Origin of the sequence: Mesobacterium pallidum, assembly GCF_019966535.1 — a bacterium.
In the GTDB taxonomy this organism is placed as follows: Bacteria; Pseudomonadota; Alphaproteobacteria; order Rhodobacterales; family Rhodobacteraceae; genus Mesobacterium; species Mesobacterium pallidum.
Window position 1 is genome coordinate 110227 of sequence record NZ_JAIMID010000015.1, and the last position, 17205, is coordinate 127431.

The window sequence follows — 17205 nt, forward strand, 5'->3', positions numbered from 1 at the left end:
GGCACAAGCGCAACGGAATGCTCGAAATTGAACTGGCAGCTCGGGCAAAAATTGATGTCCCGGTGCGCACCGCGCGGGTAGAATTCTTGTCTTAACGCGCCGACGCTAGCACTATGATCCCGCATTCTCCAAGGGAAAAAGCACAAGTGGAGCCTTTGCCCATACACACCCGACTCGCTTTTGCAAATCGCTTTGGCAGGCCCCGGATGGCAGTCTTTTCGGCTGCGATCTGCCTGTCCTGCGGGCCGCTGTCGGCGCAGGACAGCGTCGATTGCCTTGTCCGCGCGCAGGAGGTCGCGCGCATCGGCGCGGCGACGCGGGGCGTGGTCGAGCAGATCCATGTGGACCGCGCGGACCGGGTCCGGCAGGGCGAGGTCCTGGCCGAGCTTGAGGCGAGCGCCGAGGCGGCACAGGTCGCGCTGGCCAAGCTGAAGCTGGGCAGCGACATCGCGGTGCGGCTGGCCCAGGCCAAGGCCGAAACAGCCGAGTTGCGCGCCGAGCGGCTGACCCGGCTTGGCCGCCAGAACCTCGTGCCGCGCAGCGAGCAGGAAGAGGCGATGCTGGCCGCCCGCACCGCCCGGCTGGAGGAGGAGCAGGCGCGGCTCGACCTCCGTGTGGCCGGGGTCGAGCTGGCCGCTGCCGAGGCCGCGCTCGAGCGCAAGCGCATCCGCGCGCCGTTCGACGGGGTGGTGACCGACCGGCTGATGTCGGTGGGCGAACTGTACAACGAACAGGAGCCGATGCTGGTCGTGGCGCGGATCGACCCGCTGGTGGTCGACAGCTACCTTCCGGGCGACATGCGCGAAGCGGTGAGCGCCGGGATGGAGGCGCGGCTGGTTCTGGAATCGGGGCAGGAGGTCATGGCCAAGGTGGACGTGATCGACCCGGTGCTCGACGCGGCGACGGGGACGTTCGGCATCCGGCTGGGCCTGCCGAACCCCGAGGGCGCGATCCTGGCCGGACAAAGCTGCCAGCTGTGGCTGGGTGGGGGCGCGAACTGACGCCTGCCCGCGTCAGGCGGGCTGCGTCAGGCATGTGACGTCAGGCGGGCGGCGTCAGGCGGCGTCAGGCAGGTGACGTCGGGCGGGCGGCGTCAGGCGCAGGCGGGGCCAGCAGGCCCATCGCCTCGAGCCTGGCCAGCAGCCCGGACACCAGCGCCTGCGGGTCGGGCGCCCTTGGCGCCGCCAGGTCCAGCGGGTCGTCCTCGGCCGTCACCAGCGCCGGCAGCGCCCCGGCCAGCGCGGCGTGGTCGCGGGTGCCGTCGATCAGCGGCAGCGCCTGCCGGATCTCGGGGCCGATGCGCAGCGGGGCGTGGTGCAGGGTGGTGACCCAGTCCTGCCCGGCCGCCAGCTCGGCCCGCGCGATATCCAGCACCCGCGGCCGGTCGTCCGCCGCCCGCCCCGAGCTGACGGGGCCGGCCAGCACATGGGTGTAGCCGGCCACGGCGGTGCGCAGCAGCGCCTCCATCACCCGCTCGGACAGGCGCTCGGGCGCGATGCCGGGCAGGCCCTGCAGGCCCGCCAGCAGATCGCGCGGGGTGCGTGTTTCGGGCCAGGCGCGGCCCAGGGCGTCGAGCGCCTGGATCACCCCCGGATCGTTGGTCTTGAGCCCGCTGCCATCGGGTCGGGCCAGCCGCCGCTCGGCCGCGCCCGGCTCGCCGGGCTGGACGCGCAGCTGGCTGGCATAGTGCAGCCCGGCCATGCGCCGCGGCTCGGCCCGGCGCGCGACGCGGGCGGCGGCTTCGGCCGGCACCAGCAGGGTCTGGCGGAACTGCCGTCCTTGCAGGAAATCGGTGTATTGCTCGTAGCTTTCCACCCCCGGCCCGGCCATGGCGCGCACCAGCTGGTCGCGCTGCGGATCGACCATGCCCGGAAAGGCCAGCGCCAGCCGCGATTCCGTCAGGAAGGCCAGGCCGCGCGCCCGGGCGTCGGCCATGAACTCGTGGAAATAGCAGGGCCGGTTGTCCTCGACCAGGAACTCGGACATCAGGTAATTCTCGGCCAGGGTCGACAGCGCCTCGGCCTCCTGCCGCAGAAGCTGGCCGTAGGTGGTCTTGTCGGACGAGCCCTTGGCCAGCTGTTCCAGCAGCCAGCGCCCGCGCGCCACCCGGTCGGCGGGGCTGCGCGCGGGATCGTCGTCGAACTGGAAGATGTCGCGCACGATCTTGCGCTGCTGCCAGCCGGGCAGCACGTTGTAGCTGACATAGCCGATGCCATCGGGGGCAAGGCAGCGCCCCAGGAGGTCGAGGATGCGGCCCTGCACCCCGGCCGGCACCCAGCTGTAAAGCCCATGCGCGATGATGTAATCCTGCGGGCCCGGGTCCAGCCCGTCCTCGCCCAGGTCGCCCTGCCGGATCTCGATATTCGTCAGCCCCAGCGCCGCGATCCGGTCGCCCGCGATCTCGACATGGCGCTGCGACAGGTCGATGCCGAGGAACCGCGCCCCCGGGTAGCGCGCGGCCAGCGGGATCAGGTTCCCGCCCGAGGCGCAGCCCAGCTCGAGCACCCGCGCCGTGGCGACCGGCGGCGGGGTCAGCCCCAGCGCCACCCCCAGCGCCGCCATCTGCTCGGGCCGGGTGTCGGGGAAGGGATAGGAGGTATAGGGCAGGTCGTTGAAGAAGCCTCCGGGGGCGTCGGTCATGGCAGGCGTCCTTGCAGGGTCCTCCCGTTTGAACCCGATGCGGGTCGGCTTGGCAAGCGCGCGGGGCCGCCGGAACAATTGACGCAATGTGCCGCTTCGTGCGATCCTGAACGCGATTTTCAGATCCGATTATTACGGGGCCGCCATGGCGATCGACTATTACCTCGAGATCGACGGCGTGCTCGCCAATGGGACCGATCCGGACCTGCCCTCGGGCAAGCTGACGGACTGGTCGGCCCAGTTCACCACCCTGCCGGACCGCAAGGGAACGGTGCTCGAGTCCTTCCACGTCACCTTCGACTCGGACGCCGGGCTGGCCGACCTGATGTTGCGGACTCTGTCCGGCAAGATCATGCTGTCGGGCGAGATCACCGGCTACGACAGCGGCGACAAGGCCCGGACCGGGACCGAGATCGAAAGCCTGCGGCTGGCCGAGTTCATCGTCACCGATATCGAGGACATCTCGAACGGCGGTTTCAAGGTTTCGTTCGGCGCGGGCGAGCTTGGCTGGAAATCGCAGCGGATCGGTTCGGATGGCGGGACGACGACCCATGATTTCGCCTGGGATTTCGCGACCCAGAGCGAGATCGGTTTTCGCAGCCTGCCATCCCCGGACGGCCTCCTGGCCGATGTCGGACCCGAGACGAACCTGGACTACTACATCGCCTTCGACGGCGTGCAGGGCGACAGCCGGCTTGGCGATTCGGACGGGTTCTTCAAGCTGGGGGACATCGCGTCCTTTGCCTTCGAGCAGGCCGGGCGCGGCCGCGTGGCGATCGACGATTTCAGGGTGGCGCTCGACGGCGGGACGGTGATGCCGGCCATGCTCAGGCAGTTGACCTCCGGCAAGCTCTTCGATGCAGCGCAGGTCATCGGCCTCAACTTCGCGGGTGACCGGGTCTACGAGCTGGCGCTCGAGGACGTGATCGTGACCGGGGTGGACAGCGGCTCGGGCGTGGACGCGCTGACGCTCGATTTCTCCAAGATCGGGTTGACGCTGACCTCGCCAGCGGGGGCCCGGCTGGGCAGTTTCGGCTGGGATCTCGTCGATGACGCGGCCATCGACGCCGCGACCGTGGCCCTGCCGACGGTGCCTGGCGGGGCAGAGGCCCCCTACCTCGTGGCAGACCGTTATTTCATCGCCATAGACGGGCTCAACGGCGATCTGCCGGTCGGCACGCTCGGTTCAATGGGCCGGGACCTGGGCGGCTGGTTCGAGCTGAGCGATTTCGACCTCGATTTCGCGTCGGACCTGGGCCGCGTGGTCCAGAATGGGTTCACGGCCGAGATGGCCGGAAATGCCGGCTTTGCGGGCATCATCGAGCTGATCCGCGACCGGTCCAGCGTGGCGGCGGTCGAGGTGCTGGGCGTCTCGACCCTGACCGAGATACCCACGCTGGCCGAGCGCTACGCCTTCGAGAACGTGCTCTTTTTCGACGCCGAGGATACGGGCCCCGGCGGGTTCACCTTCGCCGCGAACATGGCCCGCATGGGGGTCGAGAGCTTCGTGGCGTCTGAGACGGGGCGCCCCGTCTCAAAGGCCGAGTTCGGGTTCGATTTCGCGCTGGACACCGAGATCAGCCCGCCGACCCCGGGCCTGCGCGCCAAGTTCGGCGGGGAGACGGCGGACGAAGGCCCCTTTGCCCGGTATTACCTCAGCATCGACGGGCTGGCCGGGTCGGCCGCCGGGCCGGACCACCTTGGCGAGACCCTGATCACCGGGCTCAAGTGGGGCGCGGAAACCCCGACCGGCAAGAGCTCCAAGTTCCAGCCCGACGCGCTGACGATCACCGGCGACCTGGACGCGCTGCTGCCCGGGCTGATGAAATCCGCGGCGCTGGGCAGCGGGTTTGACGCGCTCGAGGTCAAGTCGTTCAGCATCGGCAGCGAAGGCGAACGCCTCGGCACCCACTACGTGCTGAACAACGCCCGCGTCACCGGGATCGAGATGAACGGCACCGGCCCCGATTCGGTGACCTTCTCCCTCGGCACCGCCTTCGGGGTCGAGCAATTCCGCTACGGGGGCTCCGGGACCGGCACCCTGGTCGGGACCGACCGGTTCGCCCATGATTTCATCCTTCAGGGTGCGACCGATTTCGAAAAGCTGTCGCTGGTCCAGTCAGAAATCTTCGGCGGCAGCACCCCGGTCGAGGAGGAGGTCAGCAGCTACATCAAGATCGACGGTGTGGACGGCGTCCGCTACCCCGAGGCTTCGCGCGAAACCGGCCTGATGAAGCTGTCGGACTATTCGCTCGACATCTCGGCCCCCTTGGCGGGGCGCCCGGGCTTCGGCGCGCTGCAGCTGACCTTCGAGGACGACACTGGGCTGGTCGCGCTGACCGAGATGGCGCTGACGGGCAAGAAGATCAGCGGCGCGCAATTGCTCGAGATCGCGGACGGGGCGACGCACGAGGGCGAGGCCTTCCTTGACGCCCGTCTTGGCGGGGCGCAGGTGCTGAAGGTCGAGGACATCGCCGGCGGCGGCTTCAAGGTCGACATGGCCTACGAGGTGCTGACGATCGACAGCTTCCTCGCCGATTCCAAGTCGAGCCCGGTGCTGGCCCTGGCCTATGGCTACGATGTCGCCAATGGCGAGACCTTCGAAGGCAACGTCAGCGTCCGTGGCGGGCTTGACCGTGGCCCGGTCGATGACAGCGCCGACACGCAGTATTTCCTTTATATCGAGGACATTCCCGGCAACACCGAGGATGCCAAGCACAAGGACTGGATCGACATCCTGTCCATGGGCCAGGTCACCCAGGGCGGGCTGCGCCCCGACATGAGCCAGCTGACGCTGGAAATCGACGCCATCGGCAGCCAGGCCCCGCTGGTGGAAAAGATGATGAAGGGCGAGAACCTCGGCACGGTGGTGATCGAAGGCATGACCTTTGGCGAGGTCGGGCTGACCTACAAGATGGAGAAGGTCCTGGTCACCAGCCTGTCGCTCGGCGACTCGGCGGGCCCGGATGCGCGCGGCGGCTCCGGGCAGCACCTGGTGCTGTCCTTCGACCGGGTCGAGGTCTCGTCGGTCGCACGCGCGGTCACCTCGAGCGCCGAGAACGCGGTGGGCTGGGACCAGAGCAAGCTCGCGGTCTACGACCCGCTCGGGTCGCGCCCGCCGCAGGACGTGGACACGGCGGCCAACGCGGTCAACGAGAACGCCGCGCCGGGCACCGCGGTGGGGATCACGGCCTTTTCGACCATCGGCGCGGCCTATGCTCTGTCGGTCAATCCCGGCGGGCTTTTTGCCATCGATGCCGCGACCGGGGTGGTGACGCTGGCCCAGTCCCCCGATTACGAGCAGACGGGCGACACCGTGCGGATCGAGGTCCGGGCCGGGACCGACGGCGGCACCTTCGCCAGCTCCTTCGACGTGACCATCCTGGACGAGCCGGGGCTGCTGCTGACCGGGACCGACGGCGACGACAAGCTCATCGGCGGCGCCGAGGACGACCAGGTCTATGCCGGCAAGGGCGCGGACGTGATCCGGACCTATGCCGACGACGACTACGTGCAGGCCGGGGCCGGCCATGACGAGGTGCGCACCTTTGCCGGCAACGACACCGTCTTTGGCGGGCACGGCAACGATTCGATCTTTTCCGGCGACGGCAACGACGCGGTCGATGGCGGCCCCGGCGACGACGTGATCGACGCCGGCGCGGGCCGGGACACGGTGACCGGCGGCGACGGCAACGACATCGTCACGCTCGGCAGGGGCGCGGACACCTATACCGAGGACGACGCGGGAGGCGGCTCGGACGACCTCGTGCGCGGCGGCGGCGGCGCCGACGAGCTGCGCACCGGTGCCGGGAACGATTCGGTCTTTGGCCAGAACGGCCGCGACGCGATCTATTCCGGTGACGGCGACGATCACGTCGAGGGCGGCGCCCATGACGACAGGGTTGCGGCCGGGGCCGGCAATGACACCGTGCTGGGGCAGGGCGGCAACGACCTCGTGTATCTCGGCGCGGGCGACGACATCTTCCTCGACGACAAGGGCAATGGCAGCGACACCGTCTTCGGCGGTGCCGGTCGCGACTGGATCGAGCTGATGGGCGGCGACGACAAGGTCTCGGGCGGCAGCGACGAGGACACCTTCACCTTCCACGCCGCCATGGGCGAGGATTCGGTCACCGATTTCGAGGTCAAGTTCGACATCCTGCGGCTGGACCAATCCATCTGGGGCGGGGGTCTGACCGCGACCGAGGCCATCCTGAAATTCGGCACGGAAATCGGCGGCGACGTGGTGCTGACCTTCGACGCCGACAACGCGATCCACCTGGTCGGCGGAGACTCCCTCGAGCTGGTGGCCGCGACCACGGAATTGTTCTGAGGCTTTGACCTTGCGTTAACGCGGCTGACCTAGTTTGGCCGTGTACAACGCCGGGGAATGCCAATGGTTACGGCCAATCGATCCGAGTTCGTTCGGGCCTTCAAGATCGACGACACGATGCTCAAGAACGTCCAGGCTGTCTGGGCGATCGTGGGCCCCGAAATCGACCGTGTCCTCGAGAATTTCTACGAGGTGGTGCAGGCCGACCAGGAAACGGCGCGGTTCTTCCCGTCGCCGGCCATCGTGGCCCATGCCAAGGCGGCGCAAAAGCAGCATTGGACACGGCTGTTCACCGGCGGGTTCAACGGCGACTACTTCGACAGCGCGGAACGGGTCGGGGCGATCCATTACAAGATCGACCTGCCGTTCATGTCCTACATCTCGGGCTATTGTATGGCCTGCAACCAGATGATGGATGTGCTGGTGCGCCGGTCGCAGCCGATGCTGGGCAAGGGGCGGCGCACCTCGGTAATGTGCCAGGCGCTCAGCACGCTGCTGTTCATCGACATCCAGGCGGTGATCGACGCCTATTTCCGGGCGCAAAGCGCCGACCAGACCAAGGCGTTCCAGTACATGTCCGAGGCGATTCGCGCCTTGTCGGACGGCAACCTCGAATCCCGCGTCAGGAACACGCCCGACGATCCCTTCCCCGCCCGGTTCGACGAGATCCGGCGCGTCTACAACGGGCTTTGCGACACGCTGCAATCGGTCTTCGTGCATATCGAGGACAGCGCGGTGCGGGTCAAGGAAGCCTCGGCCGAGATCCTCAACTCCTCCGAATCGCTGTCCGACAAGGCGCAGGCGCAGGCCGCCTCGCTGGAACAGGCGGCCGCCGCGCTGACGCAGCTCTCGGCCTCGGTCCAGAACACCCGCGCGCATTTCGATTCCGTCAAGGCGGTCACCGCCGAGAACCACGCCCATGCGGACCGCGGCCAGAACGTGTCGGAACAGGTGCAGGCCGCGATGCAGCGCATCGACACCTCGTCGCAAGAGATCGAGGAGATCGTGAGGTCGATCGAGGAGATCAGCTTCCAGACCAACCTGCTGGCGCTGAACGCAGGGGTCGAGGCGGCGCGCGCCGGGGAATCCGGCGCCGGCTTCTCGATCGTCGCCTCCGAAGTGCGGGCCCTGGCCGGGCGCGCGGCCACGGCCACGGAGTCGATCAAGGTGCTGATCGACAAGAACCGCCAGGACATCGGCAAGGGCGTGAGCCTTGTCGGCGAATCCGTCTCGGCGCTGGAAAAGATCCGAACCTCGGCCGACAATGTCGCCAAGGAGATCGAGGGGCTGCACAAGAACGCCGGGGAACAGGCGCTCGCCATCCGCGAGATCGAGAACACGGTATCCCACATCGACGGCACGACGCAGCACAACGCGCACCTGGCGTCCGAGCTGACGGATCATTGCCGGGGGCTCTCGGCACAGGCCGATCACCTCGAGAACCCTTTTGCCGTCTTCGAAAAGGCGACACGCGCCCGGGTGGTCGAAACGGCCGAGGATCTCGGGCACCAGGCGCCGAAACGCCGCGCCGCCAATGGCTGAGGCCGCCCCGATTGCCCGAAGCCAAAGGCGAGACCCGGGGAGGCGGGTTGCCGCCCTTGCCATATGACACCACTCCTTTAGTGTCCCTGCACGCCAGAAATACGGCGCGCGAACGAAGGGACAGGACACATGGCAACCTACTTCTACCGCAGGTTGGCGGAGGAAATCCGTGACCTTGGCGGGATGCACAACGCACACCTGCATCTCGACCGGGCCAATACGCTCGAGGATGGTTTCGTCGATCACGGTCGGCTCTCCGTGCTCGCCAGTTCCCACATCTCGCTGCAGAAGAAACACGCGCTGATCCAGACAGTGCACGAGGGGCCGGCCTATGACCGGGACAACCTGCTGGGCCGGGTGTCGGACACGGTGGACGAGATGATCGCCGTCAACACCACGCTGGCCGACACCATGGTCGACGTGACCCCGGACCGGGTCGGCACCGATGCACTGGACTGGGTGATGGACTATGCCGCCAGCGTGACGGACCGCATCAGGATCCGCGCCGCCGCCTACACGCCGCTGGGGTTCCGTGACAGCGAACCCGAACGTTGGCGCATCTTCGAGGAGGGCGTCGCCAAGGCGGATTTCATCGGCTCCCTGCCCGAGGCGGACGATGTCGGCGACTATCCCGAAAACATCGGGTTCGAGGAGCATTGCACCCGCATGCTCGACCTCGCCAAGCGCACCGGCAAGATGGTCCATGTCCACACCGACCAGCGCAACGTGCCGGGCGAGGACGGGACCGAGCGGCTGATCCGCGTGATGCGCCGCGAGACCGGCGCGATGAGCGACGCCGATGGCCAGCCGCTGATCTGGGCGGTGCACATGATCTCGCCCTCGACCTACGACGATGCCCGCTGGCAGGCCTTCGTCGAGGGCATGCTCGAATGCAACATCGGCGTGATCTCCTGCCCCTCGGCGGCGATCGGGATGCGCCAGATCCGCCCGGTGATGACGCCGAATTACAACTCGATCCCTCGGATCCTCGAGCTGGCCGCCGCCGGGGTGCCGATCCGGCTGGGGTCGGACAACGTGGCCGACATGTGCTCGCCTTCGACCACGGCGAACCTGGTGGACGAGGTCTTCACACTCTCGGGCGCGATCCGTTACTACGAGCCGCATATCCTGGCCAAGTTCGCCGCCGGCAAGCCGCTGACCGATGGCGAGCGGCAGGAAATCATCGACCACCTGGAAAAGAACGATGAAGAGATTGCGAAAGTGGTTCGGCGCTGGGCCGACGCCTGAGCCCGCGATCGACCTCGCCCAGCCGGTCGACCTGCTGGGCGCCGGGTTCCTGGCCGATCCCTACCCCACCTGGGCCGCGCTGCGCGCGCGCCTGCCGCTCGCCCCGGTCGCGGGCGGGGGCTACATCCTGACGCGCCACGCGGATATCAAGGCGGCCTTTTCCGACGACAGCCTCGGCAATGCCCCGTCGCGGTTTTCCGTCCTGGCGCCGCGCAACCGCGAGAAATACGCGGCCGCTGACCTGGCCGCGCATATTCCGCCCTTCCTCGACATGCCCGGCCACCGCCTGCCGCGGCAGGCGCTGACGCGCGCTTTCTTCAACACGTTCAAACCCTTCGCGACGCAGGTCGAAGAAGAGGCCGAGGCCATCCTGGCCGCCGCGCCGCGCGACGGCGCCTTTGACTTGATCGAGACTGTCAGCTCGCCGTTTTCCGTCCGGGTCATGGCGCGGTTTGTCGGGCTCGATGCGGATGTCGCGACGCTGAAGGCGGCCACGCAGGCCTTCTTTCACCTCTTCGCGCCGATCCGCGACCCGGCCGCCTTTGCCGAGACCAACGCGCAGCTTGCCGCGGTCCGGGCGCTGGTGGCCGACCAGTTGGCCGCCCGCCGTGCAGATGGACGGCCCTGCCTGCTGACCCATCTGGCGGCCTTCCAGCAGGATGCGCCCGACCTGACCGATGCGCAGATCGTCGACAACGCGATCCTGGTCTTCGCCGACGGGGTCGAGAACATTGAGGCCGGGGCCGCCACGCTCCTGCGGCTGGTCGCGCGCGAGGGCATCGGCCAACAGGTCGCGTCCGGCGCACTGGATGCAGAGGCGGTGGTGCGCGAGGGCCTGCGGCTCGACAGTCCCGGCCAGGTCATCCCCCGCGTCGCCCGCGCGGACACCACGTTGCACGACACCCCGATCCCGGCCGGCACGCCGGTCTTCCTGGCGCTGGCCGCAGCCAATCGCGACCCGGATGCCTTTGACGACCCGGACGTCTTCCGGCCCGGGCGCGCGGGCGATCCGGTAATCTTTGGCCAGGGCCGGCACCGCTGCATCGGCGAACAGCTGGGCGTGCTGCAGTTGCGTGTCCTGCTGACGGCCATGTTGCGGTCGGGACTGAGCGACGCGGCGCCCGGCAGTCCGCTTGGCTACCAGCCGCGCTTTGGCCATCGCTGGCCCAAGGCGATGGCGGTCACTTTCGGCTGAAGGCGCGGGGCCAGACCAGGCGCAACCGGCGTTTTCCGGGTGCGCGTTCGAACTGGGCAATGCCGGCGTCGGTCATCGTGGCCCGCAGGACCAGCGGAAGCCCGACCGCCGGCATGTCGATCGTGATCGTGGTTTCAAACAGGGCGCCGGGCGCCACCGGCTCAAGCAGCGGCCCCCACCCCAGGGCATTCGTGCGCGGCGGGCCGTCCAGGTTGTGCAGCCGCAGAACCAACCCCAGGCCGCTTTGCGCGCTAGGCTGCCAGGTTTCCGAAGAGAGGTTCCGCACCCGTGCCCGGACCGTCAGCGGCGCGCCCGGCCGGAAGGTCCAGGGTGCCGACAACCGGATGCGGGCCTTGTAGGCGCGGCTGCGCTCGGCCAGGGGGGCCGCGCTGCCGGCGGCCGGCTGCGGCAGCGGCGCGCCACCGAGGTGCTGTTGCAGCACGCGGCGCATGGTGTCCATCGACGCGGCATCATGAAAGGCGCGTTCGTGACGTCCGGCGACGGGCTCGACCCGGCTGCCGACCGGATGCAGCACCTTCAGCGCATATTCGGGATGCATATACGAGGAATAGGGAGAGTAGCGCCGCGCCTCGGTCCCGAAATGCAGCACCGGGTAGCGGCTGGGTTCGGGGAACCAATGGTCGATGCTGACGAACAGGGCGATCTCGCGCCCGGCCGCCTCGATATGGCGCGCGGCCATGCGCATCACCTTGCCCCCCTCGCAGAATCCGCCGATGTGCAGCGGGCCTTCGGGCTGGATCGCCATCATGTCTTGCGCATAGATCGCCGCCAGTCGTTCGGTTTCCTCGGGGCTGCGTTCCTCGTAGCCCCAGGCCGAGCGGAGGGCGTAATAGGGACGGTCGGGTTCCACGAGGCTGCGCAGCGCCTTGACGAAGCCTTGCGAGCAGAAGAACAGCGGTGGCCGCGTGCCGACGGTGCCAAGCCCGAGGACCAGCTTGCGCGGACCGACCCGCTGGCCCGGCCAGCCGACCGAGACCTCGCGGATGTAGCGCACCAGCGGGTCCTCTTCCTCGGGCGCCGCGCCGGCGCTGTCGTCCAGCCGCGCGACGAAGGCGCCGAAGCGGGGGGCTTCGAACAGCAGGTTGTCGGGGATCGGGCGGCCAAGGCGGTCGCGCAGGTTGGACAGGAACTCCATCGCCGAAAGGCTGTCGCCGCCCGCGTCAAAGAAATCCTCGTCATCCGCAGGCGGCGGGGCCTTGAGCACGCTCTGCCAGGTCTCGGCCACCACGGCGGCGGTGCCGGTGCGGGGCGCGGCGGTGTCGCCGGCCAGCGCCGTGACCAGCCCGCGCTTGTTGATCTTGCCCGAGCCGAGGCGCGGCAGCGCCTCCAGCACATGGATGCGGCGGGGGCGCTTGAACTCGGCCAGGCTGCCGCGCAGGGCATCGAGCATCTGCATTTCGTCCAGCACCGCGCCGGGCGCGGCGACGACGGCCAGCCCGACCTGTTCGCCCAGCGTCGGATGCGGGTCGGCATAGGCCGCCGCCTCGGCCACGCCGGGCAGGGCCAGCGCCGCGCGCTCGACCTCGAGCGGAGAGATCTTTTCGCCGCCACGGTTGATCATCTCTTTCAGGCGGCCCGACAGGAACAGGTAGCCGTCCGCATCGAGCCGGCCGAGGTCGCCGGTGCGCAGCCAGGGCCCGTGGAAATGCTCGGCCCGGTCGGTGGTCTCGTAGCCGGTGGTGACCGTGGGGCCGCGCACGCAGACCTCGCCCTCGGCCCCCTGCGGCAGGGGCGTGCCGGTGCCGTCGAGGATCGCCACATCGGGGCCGGCGGCCGGCCCGACCGAGCCGGGCTTGCGCGAGCCAGGCGGCAGCGGGTTCGAACAGATCTGCCCTGCGGTTTCGGTCATGCCGTACATCTGGATGATCGGCAGCCCGCCCAGGCGCGTTTCGGCCGCCGCATGCGCCACGGGCGACAGATCGGACGAGACGGAGCGGAGGAAGCGCAGGTGGGTCGCCGCGTCTGAAAGCTCCCCGCCCTCGGCCAGCAAGCGGGTCAGCATGGTGGGGACCAGCTGCGCCCAGGTCACACCGTCTTGCCGCATGGCGCGGATCAGCGAGGCAGGCGTCGGATCGGGCGCGACATGCACCGCGCCGCCCGCGCCGAGCGGGGCGAGGAACAGGTCGACGATGGCGCCGACATGGAACATGGGCAGGGCATGCAGGGCGCGGTCGCGCGGCCCCAGCTCGAGCGTGGCCGCGATGTTGCGGGCCGAGGCCAGCATCTGCGGCAGGCTCAGGGGCACCCGCTTGGGCGCACCGGTCGAGCCGGAGGTCAGCAGAACGAGGCCGGGCTGGCGGTTGCCGGGTGCGCGCAGGGGGCGATCGGCCGTCACATCGACACCAAGCCCGCCGGACAGCGTCAGCCCCAGCAGCGGGCGGTCCAGCGCGCGGGCCAGGGCCTGCGCGGCGTCGTCCCCGGCGCGGGCGAGCAACGCATCGACGCCGGCGGCCTGGCATTGCGTCGTCAGCTCGGCCGCCGTCAACGCGCCGTTCAGCGGCAGGACCGACGCGCGGGTCACGAGGCCCAGAAGCGTAACCAGCGTGGCCGGGTGGTCGGGCAGCAGCAGGCCGATGCGGTGCCCCTGCTGCACGCCTGCCGCATCCAGCGCGGCCTCCAGCCCGGCCAGCGCCGACAGGATGTCGTCGCGCGACGCCGCGCCGCCGGGCCAGGTCAGCGCGGCGGCGGGCAGCGTTTCGGGCAGCAACTCTGCCAGCAATCCGGTCGTGGTGTCGCGCGCCATGCCTTGCCCCTGGTTTCGCCGCCAAAGCCTAGCAGACAGGCGCGGGGCCTCAACCCCGCGTGATCTCGCGCATGGCGGCGAGGAAGGCCGCGACCTCGTCCTCGGTGTTGTAATGGCACAGTGACACGCGCAGGCAGGATTGCAGGCCCAGCGGGGTGAGGATGTTGCCCGAGTAGTGATCGGCCTTGCGGGCATGGGTGCGGATGCCCCGCTCGCGCAGCGCGCTGACCAGGTCCTCGCCGGTCATGCCATCGACCACCAGCGACACCAGCCCCTCGCGCAGGGGGTTGTCCACGCCGCCCAGGATCGTGACGCCGGGCAGGTCGGCGAGCCCGGCCTGGTTGCGGACGCCGTGCAGCATGGCCTGGGTCAGGTCCGCCTCATGCGCGTGGATCGCGTGGCCGGCGGCCAGGATGCGCGCGCGGCGGTCGGTCTCGTCGCTGACCTCGCTGCCCAGCCAGTCGAGGTAGTCGACCACGTCCGAGAAGGTCGCGTAGGAGCCGGTGTCGCGCGTGCCCAGCTCCCACTGCCCCTCGGGCGCGCCGGTCAGGGCGTTGGTGGGCAGGGCGGCAAGCCGGTCCGACAGCCAGGCGAGGCCGTAGCCGTGGCGCGAAAACGCCTTGTAGGGCGAGATCACGTAGCCGTCGATATCGTAGCGGTCGATCTCGACCAGCCCGTGCGCGGCGTGCTGGATGCCGTCGACGATGATGAAACACTCGGGCGCCACGGCGCGAATCGCGGCGGCGATGGCGGCCACGTCCACGGCCATCCCGGTCACGGGCGAGGTGTGCAGGATCGTGGCCACCCGCGTCTCGGGCGTGATTTCGGGCGCGTAATCCTCGGCAAGGACCGATCCGCGCGCGTCGTCATGGGCGACCTGCACATAGGGCTTGCCCGCGACCCCCGCCCAGCGGCGGCAGGCCGAGGCCGAGGCGGGGTGTTCCAGCGTCGAGCCCAGCACCACGCCATGCGGCGTGCCAAGACAGGCGGCCGAGATCAGGCGGAACAGCAGCTCGGTCCCGCTTTCGCCGGTGATGATCTTGCCCGACGTCGCACCGAAAAAGGTCAGCGCATCGCCCCGCGCCTTGTCGATCACCCGCACCAGTTCCTTGGCCATCGGGTTGTCACGGCCCTGGTTGTCGGGAATCGCGGCATAGGTCGTCGTGGTCTCGACCACCGATTTCAGCGTCAGCGCGCCGCCCGCGTTCTCGAAGAAGATGCGCGGCCCGCTGAACGGGTCGCTGTCCACATGGGCGAATCTGTCCCGCACGCGGGTGATGAGGGTGGGGTCCTGGCCAAGCATGGCGTCCTCCGGGCGTTGTCCGGGGGCCGGTGTGCACCGCCCGCGCGCGCTTGTCAAAGCGTGGCTGGATATGACCGGTATTTCAGCGTTGCAGGAAAAAACTAAACCTGAGTGAAAAAGTCAGGTTGACCATCCAGAGTATTTTAGTCAGAAATAAACCCATACCATCAGCCACCCCATGTCGAAACCGGAAAGGGGAAGCCAGTGCACAGCTCATGGAGTCGGCATGAACCAGATTTGCAAACCCGTGCCTGCGGGCACCTTCGAGGACCAGCGTCCGATCTACCGGGCCGAGGACATCATGCGGGACGGCAACGAGGTGGCGATCACCCTTGGCGACCAAGTCTACCGGCTGCGGGTGACGCGGGCCGGAAAGCTGATCCTGACCAAATGACCCAAGCTTCGGCCCCACGTGGTGCCGCGCCGGTCGGCCTGCTGACCGAGCTGGGCGCCTTTGAATGCGCGGCCATTCTCTACCTGCGCCTGTGGTGCGACAGCATCGAGGCGCAGCGGCAGGTCGGCGATGACTTCGCCCGCGTGCTGGGCCGGGCGCGCGGAAGAAACGCGGCCCGGTCGCTGGGCCAGCTGTGCGAGCTCTGCTCTCGCTACGGTCGGCGGCCCATGGCGCGCCATCAGGTCGGGTGCCAGTGCCTTGGCGGTGACGAAAGCTGCTTTGCGCAACTGGTGGCGGCCGCCGCGGACGGCGATCGCGACGATGCCATGATGCTGGCCGCGCTGATCGTGCGCGCCGACGTGGCCTCGGCGCTGGTGGCCTTTGCCGAAAGCTACGGGCTTGCGCTGCGCAGCCTCACCCGCGCCTGCCTGGCCGAGATCCCGGCGCGGCCCGACACTGCGCCCACCCTTCACTGAAATCGTAAAAGACCCAACAGGAACGTACCCATGTCCAAGAAACTTCTCGCAGCAACCGCGCTGGCCTCGTGCTTTGGCCTGGCAACGGCAGCAAGCGCAGAGGCCCCCGCCAAGGCCGAGGTGGTCGGCACCTATGCCGACATCGCCGCAGCGATCTATGCCGACAGCCTGAGCACCGCCGAGGCGCTGCAAACAGCCGTCGCCGCGCTGACAGATAGCCCCTCGGCCGAGACGTTGCAGGCCGCCCGTGCCGCCTGGCTGGCCGCCCGCGTGCCCTACCAGCAATCCGAGGTCTACCGCTTTGGCAATGCCATCGTCGACGATTGGGAGGGCAAGGTGAACGCCTGGCCGCTGGACGAGGGGCTGATCGACTACGTCGACGGCAGCTACGGCGGGCCCAGCGACGAAAACGAATTTGCCGCGCTGAACGTGATCGCCAACCCCACCTTCACCCTCTCGGGCGAAGACATCGACGCGACCGAGATCACGCCCGAGCTGATTGCCGAGACCCTGCACGAGGCCGACGGGATCGAGGCGAACGTCGCCTCGGGCTACCATGCAATCGAGTTCCTGCTCTGGGGCCAGGACCTGAACGGCCACGCGCCCGGCGCCGGCAACCGGCCCTGGACCGATTACGCTCAGGGCGACGATTGCACGAACGGTAACTGCGACCGCCGCGCCGCCTACCTGGCGGCCGCGACCGAGCTGCTGGTGTCGGACCTCGAATGGATGGCCGCGCAATGGGTTGAGGGCGGCGAGGCCCGCGCTGCGCTGACCGGGGACGTGGATGCCGCGATCTCGATCATGCTGACGGGCATGGGCTCGCTGTCCTACGGTGAACAGGCGGGCGAGCGGATGCGGCTGGGCCTGATGCTGAACGACCCCGAGGAAGAGCATGACTGTTTCTCGGACAACACGCACAACAGCCATTACTACGACGGGCTGGGCATCCAGAACGTCTACCTCGGCGAATACGTGCGCGCCGATGGCTCCTCGGTGTCCGGCCCGTCGCTGTCGGACCTCGTGGCCGCGGCCGACCCCGCGCTCGACGCCGAGATGACCGCCAAGCTGGCCGCGACCATGCGAGAGCTGGGCCAGATCAAGACCGCGGCAGAGGCCGGGTTCGCCTATGACCAGATGCTCGAGCGCGGCAACGAAGCCGGGCAGGCGCTGGTGATGGGCGGCGTCGACGCCCTGATCGACCAGACGCAAAGCATCGAACGGGTCGTCGCGACGCTTGGCCTTGGCGACATCGCGGTCGAGGGCTCGGACAGCCTCGACAACCCGTCGGCCGTGTTCCAGTGACCTGA

General features: G+C 68.8%; 11 protein-coding genes. 8 read left to right on the forward strand and 3 right to left on the reverse strand.

Annotation, left to right across the window (positions count from 1 at the left end; genetic code table 11):
• Nucleotides 1–206: 206 nt before the first annotated feature.
• Nucleotides 207–1001 carry an efflux RND transporter periplasmic adaptor subunit gene (locus MF270_RS19725; RefSeq protein WP_238367500.1) on the forward strand — a complete coding sequence of 265 codons (795 nt, stop codon included), beginning with the start codon at nucleotides 207–209 and terminating at the stop codon, nucleotides 999–1001.
• Between the two features lie 64 nt (nucleotides 1002–1065).
• Here MF270_RS19725 and MF270_RS19730 read toward each other — a convergent pair whose 3' ends face one another.
• Nucleotides 1066–2640, reverse strand: coding sequence for a methyltransferase regulatory domain-containing protein (locus MF270_RS19730; RefSeq protein WP_238367501.1), 1575 nt, complete (start codon nucleotides 2638–2640; stop codon nucleotides 1066–1068).
• Between the two features lie 145 nt (nucleotides 2641–2785).
• Here MF270_RS19730 and MF270_RS19735 point away from each other — a divergent pair, with 145 nt between their 5' ends.
• The 4 genes from MF270_RS19735 (at nucleotide 2786) to MF270_RS19750 (ending at nucleotide 10958) form a co-directional block, all read left to right on the forward strand.
• The gene (locus tag MF270_RS19735; protein WP_238367502.1) at nucleotides 2786–6973 is read left to right on the forward strand and encodes a type VI secretion system tube protein Hcp; all 4188 of its coding nucleotides are present in this window, start codon (nucleotides 2786–2788) and stop codon (nucleotides 6971–6973) included.
• Nucleotides 6974–7030: 57 nt separating this feature from the next.
• The gene (locus MF270_RS19740) at nucleotides 7031–8515 is read left to right on the forward strand and encodes a methyl-accepting chemotaxis protein (RefSeq protein WP_238367503.1); all 1485 of its coding nucleotides are present in this window, start codon (nucleotides 7031–7033) and stop codon (nucleotides 8513–8515) included.
• Between the two features lie 129 nt (nucleotides 8516–8644).
• Nucleotides 8645–9763, forward strand: coding sequence for an amidohydrolase family protein (locus tag MF270_RS19745; protein WP_238367504.1), 1119 nt, complete (start codon nucleotides 8645–8647; stop codon nucleotides 9761–9763).
• On the forward strand, nucleotides 9720–10958 hold the full coding sequence (locus tag MF270_RS19750) for a cytochrome P450 (protein WP_238367505.1): 1239 nt from the start codon (nucleotides 9720–9722) through the stop codon (nucleotides 10956–10958). The genes MF270_RS19745 and MF270_RS19750 overlap by 44 nt, the downstream gene beginning before the upstream one ends.
• Here MF270_RS19750 and MF270_RS19755 read toward each other — a convergent pair.
• Nucleotides 10945–13722: an AMP-binding protein gene (locus MF270_RS19755; RefSeq protein ID WP_238367506.1), complete on the reverse strand. Its 2778-nt coding sequence runs from the start codon at nucleotides 13720–13722 to the stop codon at nucleotides 10945–10947. The genes MF270_RS19750 and MF270_RS19755 overlap by 14 nt on opposite strands.
• A gap of 49 nt (nucleotides 13723–13771) precedes the next feature.
• Nucleotides 13772–15025, reverse strand: a complete 1254-nt coding sequence (locus tag MF270_RS19760; protein WP_238367507.1) for an aminotransferase class V-fold PLP-dependent enzyme — start codon at nucleotides 15023–15025, stop codon at nucleotides 13772–13774.
• A 226-nt stretch (nucleotides 15026–15251) separates the two neighbouring features.
• On the opposite strand from MF270_RS19760, the gene hemP reads away from it, so the two are divergent.
• The 3 genes from hemP to MF270_RS19775 are packed head-to-tail and all read left to right on the forward strand — an operon-like array spanning nucleotide 15252 to nucleotide 17200.
• On the forward strand, nucleotides 15252–15419 hold the full coding sequence (gene hemP, locus MF270_RS19765) for a hemin uptake protein HemP (protein ID WP_238367508.1): 168 nt from the start codon (nucleotides 15252–15254) through the stop codon (nucleotides 15417–15419).
• On the forward strand, nucleotides 15416–15895 hold the full coding sequence (locus MF270_RS19770) for a hypothetical protein (protein ID WP_238367509.1): 480 nt from the start codon (nucleotides 15416–15418) through the stop codon (nucleotides 15893–15895). The genes hemP and MF270_RS19770 overlap by 4 nt, the downstream gene beginning before the upstream one ends.
• 30 nt (nucleotides 15896–15925) lie before the next feature.
• The gene (locus MF270_RS19775; protein WP_238367510.1) at nucleotides 15926–17200 is read left to right on the forward strand and encodes an imelysin family protein; all 1275 of its coding nucleotides are present in this window, start codon (nucleotides 15926–15928) and stop codon (nucleotides 17198–17200) included.
• Nucleotides 17201–17205: the final 5 nt, after the last annotated feature.